At 42.9% G+C, this 18,423-nt stretch carries 16 protein-coding genes; 1 reads left to right on the top strand and 15 read right to left on the bottom strand.

Annotated elements, in window-relative coordinates; translation table 11 throughout:
- Positions 1-3: 3 nt before the first annotated feature.
- The 15 genes from NQ542_RS16205 to NQ542_RS16275 all read right to left on the bottom strand — a co-directional run bounded on the left by NQ542_RS16205 (position 4) and on the right by NQ542_RS16275 (position 16,283).
- Positions 4-1,449 carry a TolC family protein gene (locus tag NQ542_RS16205; protein WP_050760752.1) on the bottom strand — a complete coding sequence of 482 codons (1,446 nt, stop codon included), beginning with the start codon at positions 1,447-1,449 and terminating at the stop codon, positions 4-6.
- Positions 1,450-1,503: 54 nt separating this feature from the next.
- A complete protein-coding gene (locus NQ542_RS16210) occupies positions 1,504-4,587 on the bottom strand; it encodes an efflux RND transporter permease subunit (protein ID WP_005640618.1) in 3,084 nt (1,027 codons plus the stop codon).
- A 54-nt stretch (positions 4,588-4,641) separates the two neighbouring features.
- Positions 4,642-5,706, bottom strand: coding sequence for an efflux RND transporter periplasmic adaptor subunit (locus NQ542_RS16215; RefSeq protein ID WP_005640616.1), 1,065 nt, complete (start codon positions 5,704-5,706; stop codon positions 4,642-4,644).
- Between the two features lie 68 nt (positions 5,707-5,774).
- A complete protein-coding gene (locus NQ542_RS16220) occupies positions 5,775-7,598 on the bottom strand; it encodes an O-antigen ligase family protein (RefSeq protein WP_005650697.1) in 1,824 nt (607 codons plus the stop codon).
- Positions 7,599-7,611: 13 nt separating this feature from the next.
- Positions 7,612-8,475, bottom strand: coding sequence for a signal peptidase I (gene lepB / locus NQ542_RS16225; RefSeq protein WP_005640614.1), 864 nt, complete (start codon positions 8,473-8,475; stop codon positions 7,612-7,614).
- Between the two features lie 52 nt (positions 8,476-8,527).
- Entirely contained in the window at positions 8,528-8,950 is a 423-nt protein-coding gene (locus tag NQ542_RS16230) for a discoidin domain-containing protein (RefSeq protein WP_260069694.1), read from the bottom strand.
- Between the two features lie 161 nt (positions 8,951-9,111).
- Complete coding sequence (locus NQ542_RS16235) at positions 9,112-10,482, bottom strand: hypothetical protein (protein ID WP_260069695.1); 1,371 nt, start codon at positions 10,480-10,482, stop codon at positions 9,112-9,114.
- Between the two features lie 23 nt (positions 10,483-10,505).
- Complete coding sequence (locus NQ542_RS16240; protein WP_229032943.1) at positions 10,506-11,435, bottom strand: DUF4221 family protein; 930 nt, start codon at positions 11,433-11,435, stop codon at positions 10,506-10,508.
- A 234-nt stretch (positions 11,436-11,669) separates the two neighbouring features.
- Positions 11,670-11,915 carry an NVEALA domain-containing protein gene (locus NQ542_RS16245; protein ID WP_005637772.1) on the bottom strand — a complete coding sequence of 82 codons (246 nt, stop codon included), beginning with the start codon at positions 11,913-11,915 and terminating at the stop codon, positions 11,670-11,672.
- A 12-nt stretch (positions 11,916-11,927) separates the two neighbouring features.
- Positions 11,928-12,986 (bottom strand): BF3164 family lipoprotein, encoded by a 1,059-nt coding sequence (locus tag NQ542_RS16250; protein WP_005637769.1) that lies wholly within the window; start codon positions 12,984-12,986, stop codon positions 11,928-11,930.
- Between the two features lie 12 nt (positions 12,987-12,998).
- On the bottom strand, positions 12,999-13,595 hold the full coding sequence (locus NQ542_RS16255) for a hypothetical protein (RefSeq protein ID WP_005637767.1): 597 nt from the start codon (positions 13,593-13,595) through the stop codon (positions 12,999-13,001).
- 63 nt (positions 13,596-13,658) lie between these two features.
- Positions 13,659-13,967, bottom strand: coding sequence for an NVEALA domain-containing protein (locus NQ542_RS16260; RefSeq protein WP_370686468.1), 309 nt, complete (start codon positions 13,965-13,967; stop codon positions 13,659-13,661).
- A 157-nt stretch (positions 13,968-14,124) separates the two neighbouring features.
- Complete coding sequence (locus NQ542_RS16265) at positions 14,125-14,988, bottom strand: DUF1573 domain-containing protein (RefSeq protein ID WP_005637763.1); 864 nt, start codon at positions 14,986-14,988, stop codon at positions 14,125-14,127.
- Between the two features lie 6 nt (positions 14,989-14,994).
- On the bottom strand, positions 14,995-16,050 hold the full coding sequence (locus tag NQ542_RS16270) for a BF3164 family lipoprotein (protein WP_005650689.1): 1,056 nt from the start codon (positions 16,048-16,050) through the stop codon (positions 14,995-14,997).
- Positions 16,051-16,052: 2 nt separating this feature from the next.
- On the bottom strand, positions 16,053-16,283 hold the full coding sequence (locus NQ542_RS16275) for an NVEALA domain-containing protein (RefSeq protein ID WP_005637759.1): 231 nt from the start codon (positions 16,281-16,283) through the stop codon (positions 16,053-16,055).
- 145 nt (positions 16,284-16,428) lie between these two features.
- On the opposite strand from NQ542_RS16275, the gene NQ542_RS16280 reads away from it, so the two are divergent.
- The gene (locus NQ542_RS16280; protein WP_227945701.1) at positions 16,429-17,541 is read left to right on the top strand and encodes a hypothetical protein; all 1,113 of its coding nucleotides are present in this window, start codon (positions 16,429-16,431) and stop codon (positions 17,539-17,541) included.
- Positions 17,542-18,423: the final 882 nt, after the last annotated feature.

Genomic DNA, 18,423 nt, shown 5'->3' on the forward strand with positions numbered 1-18,423 from the left:
TTGTTACAATCCGTATTTATATTCGAACTCGTTCGAAAGGGAAACTCCCGTTTCGAAATCGTGCAACGTCAGTTTTCGGATCTTATAATAGCTCAGCCAGTAGTTCTGTAAAGCCGAAATATAGTTCCGCTGCGCTTCCTGTTGGCGGTTCAGCGACAGAGTAAGACTGTTGATATCCGCTTTTCCGATCATGAAGCGTTGCTTGGTTTCGCTGTAGGCTGTTTCTGCCAGGTCTACCGCTTCTTCGGCACTCCCAATCAGGGCTTGCTGGATATTGAAGTCGCCGACTGTCATAATCACGTCTTCTTCTACTGTCAATTCTTTTTGTTTGGCGGATGTTTCGGTGACAAGCAGGTTGTTCTTGGCAATATTATGCTTCCCTTTTCGTACGCCCCAGTCTACCAACGGGATCGAAACAGACAAAGAGACGATTTCCTGCTGTTGCAGATTTTTGTAGGCGTCCTGTATGTTCTTGGACACTTGGTTGAATCCGACGCTGGCATTGATCTGGGCGTTGAACATCGCTTCTTTCTTGGTTTTGTCTACCTGCTGCTGGGCTTCTAATATTTGCTGGCGCAACTCCAGAAAGGTCGGGTTGTTTGCACGTGCCAATTCGAGTGCTTTGTCGACCGAGATTTCCATATTGCGCGGGCGGCTTGGGAGGCGCAGGCGTATTTCTGTATTCTTGTCGAAGTTCAAGTAAGAGGCGAGGCTGAACATGGCACGTTTTAGGGCGATTTCCGCATTTTTCAATGTGTTGCGTGCGTTTACGGCATCCAATTTCAGTGTCAGCAAATCCGCTTGGCTGATAGAAGCTATCTTATGCCGTTCCTGCCCTGTCCGGTACAGTGTGTCGGTCGTGGCGACATTTTCCTTGGCCAGATCATATTCCACCTGTGCCATTGCCAGAGCGAAGAAATAGGTCGTTGCTTGCTCGCTCATTTGCTCTACATTATATAATAGTTCTTTCTTGACCTTCTCGTATTTCAACGGTTCGATTTTCCGTTCCCATTTAAAAGCGTTATACCCCAATAAGTCTTGCTGGTAGCCGAGGCGGATCGGAACCGATGAGAACTGGTTATAAGTTTGGTCGCCGAAATAGCGCATATAATCCAAGTCTGTATCCAAATAGAATGTACCGCCTAAGAGGTCGAAATTCTGTTCGATCTCCAATTGCCCGCCCGCATAAAACGATTGTTGTTTTCTATATACGTCGATATCAGCCTCCGAGTCATATCGTTGGGTAAAATAACGGCGGTATTGTGCCGGCGTCAGATTTAGGGTAAGGCTTGGCAGACGGCCGGCCTTGTAAGTCCGGTATTCCCAGTAGCCGGCCAGATACATATTCTTGTATCGGAAAGCGTCCAGCGAACTGTCGGCCGCCAGTGTGATAGTTCGTTCCAGCGTCAGTGTGAGCTGCGCTTTTCCTCCGAACACGCATGCAAGCATCAACAACGTGATGACATATCTATAAATGAATTTCCTGTCCATAACTTCCAATTTTCAATTTTCAACATTCAAATTACCAACCTCATGTTTGCGATAAATGAACCAGTATATCAGTGGTATGACAAAAAGGCTGACTGCCGTACCGATCAGCATGGCCGAGATCATGGCGATGGAGAGCGGCTTTTGCAGTTCGCTGCCCATATCGAATGTGAAAAGCAGCGGAACCATTCCGAATATTGTCGTTAATGATGTCATGATGATAGGGCGCAGGCGCCGCCGTCCGGCTTCATGTATGGCTTCCATAAGAGGAACCCCTTCTTTGCGGAGTTCGTTGATAGCATCCAGTTTCAGGATGGAGTCGTTGATGATGATACCGCAGGTCACGACGATACCGATGGCACTCATCAGGTTCATGGTATGGCCGCATATCCAGAGCACCAGCAAGGAGGCTGCCACATCGATCGGAATTTCAAGCAGCACGATGAGCGGCTGCAGGAAACTTTCGAACTGGGCTGCCAGGATGAAATACATCAGTAGGATCGAAATGAACAAAATCACGACCAGCTCGTTCAGCATCTGCCGGTTGGAAAAGAAACTTCCTGAAAAATCGATATCCCAGTCTGTATCGATTTCTTTTTTTACATTTTCCATCAACTGTTCGGCATTGTCTATATCATAGAAACTGAATGGAATGTATTCTCCGTTCTTTCCTGCCGTGATCGTTTTCAAGTCCTCTCCCGGAGTGACACGCACCAGCGATTGCAGCGGGATATATCGTACGTTGCCTTCCGTATCAGGAACAGTGTTTACCAATGTTTTCTGCAAGACCTCATTTACCGTTTGTTCCTCTCCGGCCAATGCGATTGGCAGATATTGTTGGTAGGAGCGGAGCGTTGCTACTTCATTCTCTTTGAATGCCGTTTTCAGCAACCGGTACACTTCGTTGTAGTCGACGTTATAAAGCAGAAGTTTCTGTCTGTCTATTGTGATATTTAATTGGTTGTCGAAGGTGATACCGACAGGAGTATGTCCTGTTTTCGCCTCGATTTGCTGTTCTATTTTATTCAAGACGGAGGCTTCCGGTGCTTCAGATTTATTGCGGGTGTGCAATTCGGCGACAATGTCGGCTTCACCTGTCACAAACAGCTTTTCAAATACTGTTTCGGGAGGCGAGAAGGATATCACTGCCATCGGGTAATGCGTTTTGATCCATTTTTCCACCGATTTTTGTAAAGGAGCGATTCCGGTTGGTTTCTCCGTCTTGAAATATAACTCGCTTTCGGAAACCGACATCTCGCGATCCCGGTTCAACAGGAATTGCTGCTGCCCGACATAGGCCGTGTGTTCTTGTACCTGATTGTCGATAGAGGCGAATAACTGGCTGACACGGCTCTGGTTTTCATCGATATGGATGTTTTCGTTCCATTCCACATGAGCGATCAGTTCGTTCTGGTCTATCTCCGGCATACGGCTTTTCGGTATTTCGTAGAACAGAAAGGCGCAAAGCGGGAGCGTAATGGCAATGAAAATCAGGCTTGCCGTTTTGTGACGGAACACAAAATCCACTCCGGTATCATAGAAGCGGTCCAATGTATGCTCTTTTACCAGATTGTTGATTCGTATATTGAAACCCTTATGTTTGATGTCCGGAATACTGTATACCAGTTTGTAGAGTACCGGCAGCAGCATGATTCCCGTGAAATAGGAAACCATCAGACCGACGGTGACGGCAAAGGCTTGGTCGAAGAAGATCGCTCCTGCTATTCCGCTCATGAACACAAGCGGAACGAAGACGGCAATTGTCGTAAAAGTGGAACTCAGCATCGGAGTAATTACTTCGGTCGTCCCTTTATTGCAAGCCTCTTCCAGCGAGTCTCCTCGTGTCCTGTATTGGGTAATGTTTTCCGTTACGATGATCGAACTGTCGATCATCATACCCAAAGCCAGGATCAACCCGGAGATGGAGATGATATTCAGCGACATCTTGCAGAGGTAGAAAAAAAGGAAACTGATGATCAGGCTCACCACCATACTTAACCCGATCACTGCCGGGCTCTTGATATCCCCTAAGAAAAGGATGGCGACGATACAGATGAAAAGGAAACCCAACGACAGGTTTTGTTTCAGGTTCGAGATGGTATAATCCAGCAATTCCGTCTGGTTGCGGCTGACACTGAAATCGATATCCGGATAGACGGAAGCAAAGTAATCCGTCACTTCTGCCAATGCCTCTTTCATGTTATCCATATTTTCATCCGCCTGCTTGATTACAGCCAGCGTTACCGCCCGTTTCCCGTTGGAAAGGGAAGCTCCGGTCTCTTTCTCCGGCACGACGGAAATGCGTGCCAAATCTTTCAGTTGAAAAATATGGTTATTTTTCCTGATATAAATATTCTCGACATCTTCCGGTGTGCGCAGCAGTGTCGAGAACTTGATATTGTACTCGTAATAGCCGTCACGTACGGTCATGCTACCCGGTTCTATATTGTTAGATGTCAGTGCGGCCTCCAGATCGTCAAGTGTGATCTCCGACATTTTCAGCAACTTCATGTCCGGAACAATCTGTAACTGCCGTTTCAGAATTCCGGTCACATCTACCATTGCCACTTCGGGCAACTGTTCGATACGACGTTTGATCACCGTTTCGGCAAACTGGCAAAGGTCGAGGAACGATCCTTCGTTTATTTCACTGTAAGCGCTGTCGCTTTTCAATGTCAGATTCAAGCAGAATACGGGAATATCAGTGGCACTGGCTTTGATTACCCGTGGACGTTCTACTTCACGTGGCAGGTAGTTCATAGCTGCGTCTATCTTTTCGTTGACTTCGATAAAAGCCAGATCCGTATTTGTTCCGAAATCGAAGTTTAGGCGTATGATGGCAGCACCGTCGCGTGTTTCACTGTGGATGTCGCGTAAACTGGCAACCTGCATTAATTGCTGGCGGATGGTTTTTACTACTGTGTTTTCCAATTCGCGTGCCGAAGTGTTCTGGCCGGATACCTGTACGGTGATCTCCGGAATTGCAATATCAGGCAGCAACGACACCGGAATGGTGAAGTAAGTAACCAGTCCCACGATAAAGCAAGCCGTAAAAGCCATCAATACCGCGATAGGGCGTTGTAGTAGAAACTTTATCATGTATTAGAACTATGATTTATAAATTATGATTTCTGAATTGTCAATTGTCCATTTTTAATTGTCAATTACTTTGACCGGTGCTTCGTGAGCCAGGTTAATGTTACCGCTTGTAATCACGATATCCCCTTCTTTCAGTCCGTCAATGATCGTATAGCTGTCGGCATTTTCCAAACCTGTATGTACATAGTTCCAGTATGCTTTGTCTTCCGTTAATGTGAATACAACCTGTTTGCCGGAACGGAGTACGACAGCGCTTTTGGGAACGACCAACTGTTTACCCAGCGAACGATGGATACTTACTCGTACATTCATCCCTTCGAACAACTTACCTTTATCGTTTACGGCAGCTTTCACCTGTACCATCCCGTCTTTGTCTACCAGCGGGTTTATTTCGGATATACGGCCGTCAGCCGTGACATCGGACAAGGCAAAAGGAGCTACCTCTACACGATCGCCTGTTTTGATAAGCGGCAGTTCGCTTTCCAAAACTGTGAAAGCGGCTTCCAATGTGCGGGTATCGATAATGGAACAGAAAACATCGGAGGTAGAAGCCGTATTGAACTGTTTGGCGAACAGGTTAGCGACGACACCGTCGAAAGGGGCGGTCAGGACTGCGTTTCGTTGTTCGTATTCGGCAAGCTGCCAAGAGATCAGTGCCTGGTCATACCCGCTTTTTACCTTGACTAACTGCATGGTTGCGGGCGGTACTTTTGTAGAATCTTCCAGTTTGTAGCCCTGTCCGATCAGTACGTCTTGCAGTTCCAGTTTGGCGCGTTCGAGTGCATCTTTGGCTTGCGCTGTCTTGTTGGCAAGGCGGAAGGTTGAGAGTTCTGCGAGTTTTTGCCCTTTCGTCACGCGATCGCCGTTCTTCACATATATCTTGGCGATCGGTTCTGCCGATTCGAATTTTAGGTCGACAAAGTTTCGGGCTGACAGTTTGCCGTTACTGATCAGTTCGTGGTTGAAATCAGTAGTATTCAACTTCATCACCGTCACCTCGTTTGTCTCATCCGGTAGAACGGTTTCTACGCTTTCTTCGGAACCTTTCTCTTTCTTTTCACCGGAGCAAGCCATCATCCCGGCCAGAATCAGTATAGCAAACAATTTGTAGTATTTCATATTTTATTGTTTTTATCAAAGTTGTTTCGCAAATATACAAACATATTTTAGTTACGAGCCTTTCGTAATTACTTTTTTTCTATTATCTTTTTTACTTCTTCCCTCATTTCCCGGATTGCCGTACTTTCCACCTTCGGTTCTTTGGTCAGCACAGCTCCGGCGGCAGCCCGCAATTTATCCACCTGGTAGAACTCCGGCTCTGCATATAGCTTGGCTAACAAATAATATGGATACAATCTCTCCGGCAGTATCCCGATAGCCTGAAGCAATTCTTCTTCCGCCTCCCGGTAATCTCCGAGCATCTGCCGGTTTTTGGCGATCATGTACCGGATCATCGGGTCTCCGCTCAGCCGCTTCGCCCGTTCCAGCACCCGTATCGCTTCGGCGTGTTGTCCCGTCTTGCTGAGGCATTGCGCCTCTTCGAACAAGAATTCAGGTTTATGCTTTAGCTTGTCATGCAAACTGTGATAATCTTCCGCAACCGATTCATACGCCTTGTTGTTGTAGATCATCTGCATCCGTCCCCATCGTTTATATGCCTCATATTGCCCTTTCTGCAAGATGAACAGACAGACGGAGGCAAGCGACAACAGACTTATCATCGTAATATGGCACACCGGTGATACGGATAGGGCAGATGATCTTGTCCGCGTCCCATCTTCCGTCACGCATATCGCCCCCAAAAACACCAACGCCACCCAAAACGACGGCAACTGCAACGGATAGGACGACACCGCGAACACCGCTAACGCCAACACGCCACCGGCCGTTCCCTGCTGCCTGTTCCGGATTCCATAGTACGCCATGCTCCCCAGCCATGCCACGAACACGATCAACCCTCCGACCCCCTGTTCCAGCCCGATCTGCAGGTATTCGTTGAACGCATATTCGGGACATCCCGCCACCCGTTTCTCCCGGTCTGTTGCGTTCCCTGTTGCGAAATACCCGCCTTGCGCCTCCGCGTATGCCGCCGGGAATCCGCCTAACCCCGTTCCTGCAAGCGGCTGTCCGGCAATCGCTTTCACCGTCACTTTCCACATCAGCAATCGCCCGTCCGCCGAATCTTGTTTCATCCCGTAAACCCCGGCAATGGTACATCCCACCAATATCGCCACAATTGCAATAAAAGGAATTGTAGCATTCTTATACCTTCGACATACAGCTTTCGTCTTCTCCCATCCGATCCGTTCCGTCCAGTACACCCATCCGCAAGCCACGACCGCCGCCATCCACGCCGACCGACTCATTCCGGCAGGCAGGACAATCAGGATAGCTCCGGCGCATACCCAACCGAAATAATGCATCCCCTTTTGAAACCGCAACGCCGTCCACAGGCAAACCGGCAGCACGACCGCTAAGTACCCGCAGTAAGGCCCCGGATTAAAGAAAGAACCCGTCAGCCGGAAAAGCGAATGGTTGGAATAGGCATAGCCATGCAATTGCTGCATTCCCCAGACGGCTTCGACCAGTCCGGTGAGCATCAGCACAAATAAGAAAAAGAACTTCAGGCAAGGAGCCTCTGTAAGAAAATAGCGCAACAGAAACCACAACACGACCAACTGCCCGCCGAAAAGCAGTTTTTCGGGTTCGGGATCGAGCTGCCAGTCGTATGTCGCGAGCGTGATCCCGGCAAAGAGGAGCAACAATCCGTCCGGCAATGCAAACGGGATGCTTTTCCTCCCGCCAGGCCATGCCGTCACAACCGTCCCGATCGCCATCAGCGCCATCGACAGGTGGAACCAGAAGACTTTCCCCGTCACAATGCCGTTCGCCAATGCGCTGTCGCCGACGAACGGCGTGGCGATCAGCATCGCCCCGAAAACGGATGCCAGTGCAGTCCGGATTCCATGCCTATGCAATTTGAGTTCCATGCCGGTGTATTTTATTTCCATGCTTATCCGTTTTTTATTCGATTTTCTTCATGAACCGATCCCAGCGGAACTGCCCGGTGTACGGATCGACCGATTTCCAGACAAATGCCGCCTTGCCGACGATATATTCTTCCGGCAACAAGCCCCAATAGCGCGAGTCCTGCGAGTTCAGGCCTTTGTCACCCGCCATGAAATAATAGTTTTTCAAGAAGCGGTATTCCCGTATCGGTTCGCCGTTCAGGAAAACGGTTGAATCATTATAGTTGATTTCCGCTTTTTGTTCCCATGCGATCAGCTTGCGGTATAACAGATAATTTTCCCGGTTCATTTCGACCTTGTCACCGGCTTTCGGGACATAGAGCGGTCCGAAATTCCGGATGTTCCAACTGATGACGGAGTCGAACGGGAATGCCTTATAGACACCGTCCGGAAACTCTCCCGGCAACGTCCGCCCGATGCGTTCCTGCGAATCCATGTTCCCGAGCGGTTCGTTCGTGCCGTTTATCCGGAACCTTCCGTTCCGGATGGAAAGCGTGTCGCCCGGCAATCCGATACACCGTTTGATGTAGTATTTCAGGATATGCATCTCGATCTTGTCCCAGCCGTTGGGATGCGGGAAGTTGAAGACCAGCACGTCGCCCCGCTTTGTTTTCCGAAATCCCGGTGTGCGGTGTATCTCGGTCTGTTCCAGCCGCAGCGTCGCGTTGAGGTCGAACAGCCGTGCGCCGAGCGTCGGTTTCCAGACCGCCACGAAATCCCCTTCGACCAGTTCCGGCTCCATCGAGTCGCTGGGGATGCGGAAGGAGGCGAGGAGGAAGACTTGAGAGAAGAGCCAAAAGGCGATCAGAACCACCAAAGCGAGAAATAGATTCAATAATATGTTAATCCATCGTTTCACAATCTATCTTTTAGATTAAAAAATATATCATTTTATATTCAGGTTGCTACAATCAATACCAGTCAATTTTATTATCTTCATCACAAACGAATATTCTTTGTTGCTTTCCCTGCGAGCATTTAATGGCCAAAAGGGCTTTTTGAGGCACATTTTCAAATTCGATAAAAACATCATTCGCTATTTTGGTATTGATAAGTTGCCAATTATTATTATCCCAATAATATAAAGAATACTCCAATCCTGGCTGAATAGAATTTCCATCACAACGACGAATATACGAAATTTTGGATATATTTACTGGCCGGCAAAAATCAAAACCGACCCAATCTTCTCCTTTGGCACTGAAATTTGTCAATTGATCACCATCTGCTATATTAGCTGCGTTGTTGCTTTTATCAAAAATCGAATTTGTACATTTGATAATGTTGCCTTGAATGATCGAATCATGTTCATCATAGAAATAAATTTCAGCCATGTCACACTGACTTGTATCAGAAGATGTAAAACGCCAATATCGATATTCGGCATTTTTATCAAGAAACACTGTGCCATTTGTTAAATTCCCTTGAGGTAATTCCGCTATTTTCTTTGTATGATCAAATTCCCTGTTTTCAGAAGTTTCGATAATACCTCCTGTTATTTTTTTCTAATAGAAAATACATTGTCTCCCAAAGGATATTTTCGATTCAATCTGATCGTACGAAAAGCTGAAGTGTCTGGTTCTATAAATTGGATATGCTTCGAAGCAGAAGCCAAAAACGGTTTGCTGATCGGAATAGCATTGCCATTAGAGTCATACGCCAAGGCGATATAACAGGTATTCAGTCCCATTCTTTCGAAAACCACATGACTACCAGCTATTTTCCCCCAATAGACAGGAGTCCAATTATTTCCATCATAGATGGCTATAAATGGAGATTGTCCACTCTTCAATGATTCCTGCAACGAAATACGTATGTCAATCGTAGGCATATATTCAGCGGTAACATCTTGTATAAACATATTCCTGAGTTTGGGTGGGATATATTTCTCAGTTGCGATTTTCAGATACTCTTCATTGGGTTTGTACACATTGCGGAAAATCTTAGGGACTTTCAAATATGGATAATGAACTGTGCCCGGATCTGTCGTATGGGGCGCAAACTCCAAGTTTCCAAAACGCGTTGTATAAACTGTATTCCAAGAATGTCCATTATTACCTGTAGACCAATTGGGCGTAAAATCATAAGCGACAGGAATTCCTTTACTACGCATGATTAAGACAGCCCCTAAACAATACGTGGCACAATTAGAAAAAGGAAGTTTCAGTATGATATCAGGATCATAAATCGGAAGTGTCTTTAATAATCCAAAACTTTGAGGTGTGTTTTTCATTTGGTTATTCACTTCTGTTGCTGCAAAAATTGGATTTCGTTTATACTCGTCACACAAATATGCCAGATCAATATCTCCTTTACAAATATCGTAATAGGCATTCCTCCATTCGGTAAGCGGCTGCCCTTCAAAACATTTATAAGGTAATAGATATTCACAAAATTGTTCGAAATCCAGATGTTCGGCCCATTCGCATTCTCTCCATTGTTTGAAAGCTTCATCGATTGACTGAATAAGAAACTCCGAAGTGATAACCTCTATATCCCGTTTCTGTTTATATTTACTTTCAAATCTAAGACGAAGCGATTCGATATGTTTTTCTTGTTCAAGTTTGTCTTCTGATAAAGCAACGACAGAATCAATGGCGTGATAATAGTCCTCAATGCCTTTATCATAAGAAGTATGGTAAGGCATGTATCGAATCAGGTATTGGGCTGCTTCCAGTTTCTGCCGATCATCCAGTTTTGCGTAGTGCGACAAAACCGCTTCAAGCTCCCCTCTGTTTTCTCCGGCTTCCCGCAGAGCGTATTCCACATCGGTTATTTGTAAGCCGCAAGCAAAAAGCATCAAGTAGAAAGGCAACGAAAAAAACAGATATTTTGTAGTTGTTTTATATTGCAATCTCATATTCATTGTTTTAGGGGAGAAACTATATTTCAATCATTCTTTATCATGACAGGATGAAAGATATGCACTTCTAAATCTTCGGAAATCTCTTGATCTGTAATTTTATCTACAAAAAAAAGGATTCCATCATGAAGCTGACACCAGCCTGTATAAGGATTGAATGTGTTTATGGGCAGTTTGATTTCTTTTATTTTATTAAGCTCATTATCAAACAGACATAAATAAAAATCCCGTTCTCTGGATAATAATTCCAGGTTTTCGTTTTTACCGAAATCAATGGCATCCACATGCAAACGGGCATACATATCACATGTCGGAAGATACATGATATCAAAAAAATGAGGATTTTCAAATCCGTGTCTTTGCCATTCTGTATAATCTGTTTTGGATTTACACTTTTGAGCTTTATTGGAAGTGTAATCGCTATCAGCTTTGTACATTTTTCCAGATCCTGTGTTCAAATCGATCTTGTAGAGATGTGATTCTATCGGATAATTATATAAAATGTAATCATCCCGAAAGTTGACATTCGGTTCACTCATGTTCGCATACCCTTTGCTTATGTCTGGTTCCGCAATAGATGGAGATAAATTGAAAGTTTTTACCTTTTGGTTTTCTTCGAGGAAAATTTCTTTTACTTTGAATCGGGGTGGCGAAACAGACCTATCTTTTACCGTGCATAGCAGCGACTGGTGCAGGGCATTGTAATACAAACGAATTGTAGACATAGCATGATTCGTATTTATGATCAATTCCTCGTCTTCTTGCAAAGAATTACGGATTTGAATACGTTTCAACACATTCCCTTTCGGATCAATCAGGAATACGGATTCCGATTCATCAGCAACCCAAATGGAGTCTTTTTGATATGCAAAAATTCCAGTTAAACGAGTTATGGCGTTAGGACCACTTGTTTGTAACGGAATTTGAATGATTTTTTCTCCAGAAGATCGATACAATCCAAAGCATGTTCCTTATGGTTATATCCAATCAATATATGTTTAGCACCTACTTGTACCGAAGAAGACAAATAATAGGACTTTAGTTGTAATACGTCAGAAGGAGGGAAAAAAGTTCCTCCTTCTGTATTTCAACTAAGTCATTATCAACGGTCTTTATATTTTCTCTTCTCTGAGAGCAAGATATACTAATGCAAATTATGCATAAATAATGAAATAGTAATTTGTACATGGTTATCTACAATACGTTGGACCATAACATTCAGGACGTTCACTGTCTTTAAAACGGCATTCATTTCCGGAACTTGATGGACATGGAAACAAATGATAGTTTGATTTATTCTCATCCCAAGCTAAAGCCTCGACATTTTCCAATGCCAAGTCAGAGAGTTGAACCTCATTTTTGTTTTGCTGGTAGTTCCAGCCTGCTACTGCGGCGATCGCTGCAAAAGCGATTACGCCGATGATTTTCTTTCCCATGTTTCTCTTTAATTATAATTGATATTCTATCACATGAAATTCAGGATTATCACTTAATCCATACAATTTATTTGTCGTAGGATTGATTGTAAAGGTGAAAATAGGCGAATCCAATGTATATCGTTGTAGAGGATTTCCTTTATCGTCAAATACAAAAAGTTGATCTTTTAGATATTTGTGGTTTTCACGATTAAAATAGATCCCAGAGTATAAAACATATACTCTCCCATTTATGGATAAAGGTGAAAAATATGCATCTCGTGATTGCCCTGAAACAGAATTAACATGAACTGATTCATCTTGAATAGTCTGTTTGATTACTGGAAAAAACAAATCAGGACCTTGTATTCTTTTTTTTAAATTGCCATATATATCATATAGCTCTATTAAATCTGTTTGTTTATAAAAAAGGAAGATCCCATTTTTATCCGGAGACAGGGTAGCATAACAGGAAAGTCCTTCTATTTTTTCAAAAGGGGTCAATATCTCTCCATATTCCGGGTATTCACCTTTTGTTTCTATAAATTTGCCTTCTGAGTCGTAGAATGATAAACGCTTTTGAGTACTATTATAAGCTGTTGTCATAAAATGGTGATTGGGTAAAATAACGATATTTCCAAAAAGATCAGGCAGCATAACTTCTTTTATTGCTGTTGGTGATATAGTATCTGAAAATAAGATGTCTTTTTTACGATAAGCAGATATGAATGGTCTTTGTGCATCTGATAGCCATAATAGGCTGTCAGATGATTGTATTTGTTGTATATGAAGAAATTCTCCAGGGCCATTTCCAAAAGAAATAGATGTGTTAACTTTCTCTCCTGTATTAACATTATACATATGCAATATATGTTCATCCATATCTTCTTTTAGAATAAGGATTGAATCTTCTATATGTAATGCTGTCGGACGCATTACCTCTTTAGAAAATTGAAGATCAGTGCCTTTAATCTCGCCTTTATCCAAGAAATCTGTCAATTTGAAAGATATGCAATTCTCATAAACTCCTTTGTTGTTACAAGAACAAAATGTAATAAAAATACATATACTGATAAATTTTGCAATTTTCATAACCTTTATTTTTTAATTGGCTATATAATATACTATTATGTAACGATTTAACTTTGACGTGATGAGATCTTTTTCATTCGGATCCAATTTCCCGTCATGCAAAAAGGATTTTAATGTTTTTTGTTTGATCCTATCTTCTATATCAGCCTCATATATGATCAATAACGGAATCTCTTTATTGTAAATCATCTCTTTGGTATAGTCGAAAAACTTATAGTCGAAATATTTGTTCAAATCAGTTGTTACTTTTTCTCGAAGAGACATGGAGCCAGATCTATAAAAAGAGAAAATTTTCACATGTCGACAATTTGATGTATCCGGAGTCAAGATCCAAGACACAGTACTTCCTTTTTTCGGATAAGCAAATTCAGTCAGTTCAAATTCATCTGGTATATGTTTTTGATCCACGTATTCCTTTGTGTAGATTTTGTAGTTGGTTTTTTCTTTAGTCGCTTTATTACTGATAGTTCTACTTTCACTATTGAAAGACGGACTATCTACGAACTTTCCATTGTTAGGGGTTGTCGTACGGCGAACACCTTTGGATGGAAATAGATTTTGCCCCCATGTGACGAAGGGAAACAATAATAATATGATGATTAATTTCATGGTATATTTATTTTAGAAAGTGCTGAAGAGGCTCCTTCAGTCACTTTCTTTATTCGACACGTTTTATCCTCTCATGTTTGGACAAACTTTTATTAAATTTCCCCAAATGGATGAATATACATTACAGGTACTACTAAAATCAACAATACAACCATAATAAGTACAATTTCCCCAATCTGTTTCGCCTTGGGCTAACGCTTCCGCATTAGCTAATGCTAAATCTGACAGCGGCACTTCATTTCTACTCTGATTGTAATTCCAGCCGGCAGCCACTGCTATTGCTACTAAAAGTGCTGCTCCAAGTATACGCTTTTTCATTTTCGTATTTTGTTTTATCGTTTTTGATTCAGTAAATTCCCTATCTTTGTTCATTCTTTTAAAGCAACAAGATAGCCAAATGATGTACTGAACTTGCATCATTCTGTTTTGTCCGGTTTATATTACCATCATACACCTCCTTTCTAAGGGGTTTCGGGGAGCTTGCCGTCGTAGTTTCTGAGGCTTTTCAGGCAGGCTCCCTTTCGTTCAATTACTGAACTTGGCCTCTTATTTTTACTTTGACAGGACTTGCTGTGTTACATTTAAGTGTGACGATTTCATCGAAAAAGCCTGTGTCTTTCGGTGTCATCCTGACTTCAATACGAAGCCGCTCTCCCGGCTTCGCTGGGCGTTTGTCATAGTTTGCAGTCGTACAACCGCAAGTGGTACTGATATCCAATATGACAAGGGGATTGTCTCCCGTGTTTTCTATTTCAAAAACAGCCGTTTTCTCTTCGGATTTCGAAAATGCGCCGAAGTCTACTTCGCTGTTTATGGCTTTTGCCGTCGTTTTGATCCGGTCGCGCCCCGGTGATATTTTCCCGGTCATCTGTTTCAAATACAAATCCTTGACCTCCAAGTTATGCACCGGATTGCCGATCACTTTCACCTTGTTGTCCCAGTCAAGCAGGAAGGTTTGGAATGTGATGTCTTGCGGAAATTTGTTCAATTTGTCCAACTGACTGTCCCGGTCGATACAGACCGGACGGTTAAAGTTGTCGCGTTTCAGGATATATCGCAATTCTTTATCATCTTTCGACTGGAAGACGAAAATGAACGGGATGTTGCTGTTTGTTGCCGAATCGACATGGGCGATCAATTCTTTCCATTTCGGCAGTTGCAATTTGCAACTGGTGCAACCTGTTGAATCGACATAAATCAGCACTTTATATTCCGCATCGGGTATCCGGTATTCCACCTGCTCAGTGACGAAACGAGTGAAAGCCATATCCTGCGGAAACACGATCTCTTTTCCCTGCCATTCCTGAACCAGACGGGCAAATTGATCTTTCTTGTCTTCTTTGCAAGAGGTTAACAAAAAGAATATAGATAATATGTATAACAGTGGTTTCATCTATTGTTATATTTTAAATTCCATGATCGGCTCGTCGCTTTCTACACATGTGGCGATGACCGTCTTTGTTTTTTCGTTTATATCGATTCCGTATATGGGTTTGTCTAAGGTGTATTTTTGTATGGGATTTCCTTTCAGGTCGAATACATATATATAACGCCCTCCGTCTTCCGGCTTTTCGCCCCGTTGATAAGAGGCTAATTTGTCTTTAAACCGGATTCCTTGGAATACGCTATAGATATATTTGTCTGTGATAACAATATCGCTGAATCCCATAATTCCGGTCGGGAAGCCTTCACCTTTGATGCTTTTAAACCGGGGTTCGCCGTTCGGACCGTATAATACGGTATGGGTATTCTCTTTGGTATTGTATATTTCGATGGATTCCCCTAATTGGGTGACCATTGCCAATATGCCATTGTGCGGGTTGTAATCGATAAAACTACGCCATGCCTGTGCTAATGCCGGGCGGATTTCCGAAGCCAAATCTTTTTCGGTAGGTATTTTACCGATGCTTCTGATAGGTTTACCACTGTAATTGACTTGCCAATATCGGTGCTCTCCTAAATAGTCCGGGATCAGAAAACAAGAGTCTGTGGCACAGAAATCTAATGAACGGATTAGATTTTTATCTAATCGTATCACTTCCTGTCTTGTAGCTGAATGGTCTTTTGCTGAAATCGCCCAGCGTGAGATCTGCATCTTGTTTGCATCGAGTGCATATATGGAATCGAGGGAGTTGAACTGGAATGTTTCGGCCGAAAGCATTTCTTCCGGTCCTTCACCCCGTTTGCCAAAAGAAACAATATGTTTCCAATTCGGATATGTGAAAGCATGAAAATAATTGTCTGCGTTATGCAAATCCATTACAATAGCTATACTGTCTTTGACCACTACCCGGAATGGGTAGCGGAAGAGGGCAGTGTCCAGTTCGATCACCCGCGCACTTATTGCCTTTTCATTGGGAAAAGTCGAATATCGTGGGTAGTAAGTACCGGGGGAATCGGTACAGGAGATTATCGCACTGATACCTATTAATAATACGTATGCAAAACGTTTCACGATTATTCTAAACTTAAACCTGATATTTTATATTTTACTTTGTAGCTTCGGCAATCGACTGAACCATAACCATAGCAATGGGCATCATCATCATTTTCGCCTTGGGCCAATGCTTCAACATTCTGAAATGCCAGACTGTCCAATGTGCTTGTTTCATTATTGTAAAACAGGCTACACACAGCCACCAAACAACTTGTAATAAAAAGCAATTTTAATACTGTTTTCTTTTTCATGTTCCTTTTTTGAGCGTAAAAGTAATCTTCCGATTTAAGATTGTCAACTAAAAGTGGAAACACTTTGCTGTTTCCGGTGAAATGTTGCTAAAGTGTTGATTTTGCTTGTTCGTTTTGTTACTTTTGTCTCACAAATGAGATGAAAATGGAAAAACATAGATTTATTATAGTCTTTGGAGGGATATCGATTTTAACGATATTGGTCGTGTTTTTATCTTGTTGTTACTTTTCTCAAATTAAAAATGAGCAGATTCTTAAAGCAACTTATCTTTTTAGTCATGCAGTCGATCTGGAAAAGGAACTGATGCAACCGGAGTTTATCTCTTTCCCAAGATCTGATACCGGCATTTCTTCTGATTCTACTGTTATCGAGACCGAAAAGGGAAAAGTTGTTTATAAAAAAAATAAGCAGGCGGATAGTCTTGCTTTGATCGATAAAAGAGAATGGTTTTTTCAGATGTTCATTTCATTCGAAAATCCCAATCGTGCCTTTACCCTCGACAGTCTTTTTCAAGAAGAACTGAAAAGTGAAGGCATAATGGCCCGGACTGCCGTTTCTTTTTTACAGGGCGACAGCCTTGTCAGTTGTTCGAATAAGCCGTTATCTCGGGCAGGGATCGCTTTAGACCCCATTGTCTTTGGCGTAGAACAGGATCAAAGGCAAATAGAACTACAAGCGTATGTCCTGTTCCCCCATTCCTATTTATTTAGCCGGATGCCTTTGATTTGGGGGCTGATTTTGCTGTGGTGCATTCTTGTTATTATAATGTATATATGGCAACGCCGCAAAAAGGTGGAGTATAATAAAGCAGCTGTTGCTCCTGTTACGCCCGTACCGGCAGCGCTTTCTTCGGATGCTTCGGAGTGGATAGAGATAGCGCAGGATGTTTTTTTCAGCAAGAAAACGGGAGAATTGAAAGATCGGGATCATAAAGTTTTTTTGGCAAGAAACCGTTTACGTGCTTTTATCCGCTTTTTGGAAGCGCCGGATCATACTGTCAGCTATCCTGTTTTTTGTAATGATGTGTTAGGGCGGCCTTTGAGCGAAGATGAATCGACAGAAGAAAATAGGCAGCAAAACCGAGCGATAAAGAAATCTATGACGCAAACCATAATGCGACTGAGAGAAGATTTGACAACTTTTCCGGAGTTGTCTATTGAAAATGCTTCCGGTTTATCTTATCGCCTGAATATTGGAACTGTCCGGGAGAGCAACATCGGGCTGGAGGATACCCGTAGTAGGTCATGCGGATCATAACCGGGGCGTTCTTCAAAATTTGGCATATTCCTGCCATTTTCAGGACAACCGCATCAAAATTTTCCAGGGTTGTGATCTACATATGAAGTTTTCTGCAAATCCTCTATCACTCCATCACTCCAAAGGTTGTAGCTATTAATATTCAAGCGTCAGAGACAGTGATACAAGACATTTTCCTCTATCACTCCTCTATCACCTCTGGAACATGTTTTTTTTGTTATATTATTGATAATCAGTATGCTGTATTCTATATGCTTTGGAAAAAGCATATAGAATAATCGAATAAACAAATGTAAAAATAATATAACAGGTATTAAATCGGCGAAATACGGTTCTTCATTCCACAAAAGCCCTCTCTTTTTTTGCCAAAGACAAGCAGATAATTCCGTAAACACCCCCATGTTGCCATCCTTAACACCCGGGTGTAGAAAGTCGGTACACCCGGGTGTTAAGGATGGCAACATGGGGGTGTCCGGCAACTAAAGTACCGTGCTAGACAATGAAAACCACCCGGTTTTACCTATTTTGCACTCGTTTTTACATAAAATAATCGCGTGATTTACAGGGATGAGAAAAACTGCTATTGCCAGTGATAGGGTAGTGATAGAGAAAACGGGCATGTATCACAAATCAGACAATTTGAATATCAACTGATAGAAAGAAATCAGTGATACAGTGACAGAGGAAATGGGAAAAACTTATAAGATAAGGTCCTATTTTTTCTTTGGTATATTTCATACACAATAGTTCGTTAAAAATTCGCCAACCCTAAGCGGCTCTGGCAGTAAATAAAATGAGTTCTTTGAAAAGTTTGTCAATAACTTGCGTGTCTGGGTTAATCCCAAACACGCAAATAAATCGGGAGTGCTGATAAAAAGCACT

Origin of the sequence: Parabacteroides merdae ATCC 43184, assembly GCF_025151215.1 — a bacterium.
Taxonomy (GTDB): Bacteria; Bacteroidota; Bacteroidia; order Bacteroidales; family Tannerellaceae; genus Parabacteroides; species Parabacteroides merdae.

Excerpts from the sequence above, each read along its gene's own strand:
- NQ542_RS16255 (WP_005637767.1), bottom strand. The coding sequence starts at position 13,595 with ATGAAATTAATCATCATATTATTATTGTTTCCCTTCGTCACATGGGGG.
- NQ542_RS16210 (WP_005640618.1), bottom strand. The coding sequence starts at position 4,587 with ATGATAAAGTTTCTACTACAACGCCCTATCGCGGTATTGATGGCTTTT.
- NQ542_RS16215 (WP_005640616.1), bottom strand. The coding sequence starts at position 5,706 with ATGAAATACTACAAATTGTTTGCTATACTGATTCTGGCCGGGATGATG.
- NQ542_RS16280 (WP_227945701.1), top strand. The coding sequence starts at position 16,429 with ATGGAAAAACATAGATTTATTATAGTCTTTGGAGGGATATCGATTTTA.
- NQ542_RS16230 (WP_260069694.1), bottom strand. The coding sequence starts at position 8,950 with ATGGCTGAAATTTATTTCTATGATGAACATGATTCGATCATTCAAGGC.
- NQ542_RS16220 (WP_005650697.1), bottom strand. The coding sequence starts at position 7,598 with ATGGAAATAAAATACACCGGCATGGAACTCAAATTGCATAGGCATGGA.
- NQ542_RS16275 (WP_005637759.1), bottom strand. The coding sequence starts at position 16,283 with ATGAAAAAGAAAACAGTATTAAAATTGCTTTTTATTACAAGTTGTTTG.
- NQ542_RS16250 (WP_005637769.1), bottom strand. The coding sequence starts at position 12,986 with ATGAAAATTGCAAAATTTATCAGTATATGTATTTTTATTACATTTTGT.
- NQ542_RS16265 (WP_005637763.1), bottom strand. The coding sequence starts at position 14,988 with ATGAAACCACTGTTATACATATTATCTATATTCTTTTTGTTAACCTCT.
- NQ542_RS16245 (WP_005637772.1), bottom strand. The coding sequence starts at position 11,915 with ATGGGAAAGAAAATCATCGGCGTAATCGCTTTTGCAGCGATCGCCGCA.
- NQ542_RS16235 (WP_260069695.1), bottom strand. The coding sequence starts at position 10,482 with ATGAATATGAGATTGCAATATAAAACAACTACAAAATATCTGTTTTTT.
- NQ542_RS16205 (WP_050760752.1), bottom strand. The coding sequence starts at position 1,449 with ATGCTTGCATGCGTGTTCGGAGGAAAAGCGCAGCTCACACTGACGCTG.
- NQ542_RS16260 (WP_370686468.1), bottom strand. The coding sequence starts at position 13,967 with ATGAACAAAGATAGGGAATTTACTGAATCAAAAACGATAAAACAAAAT.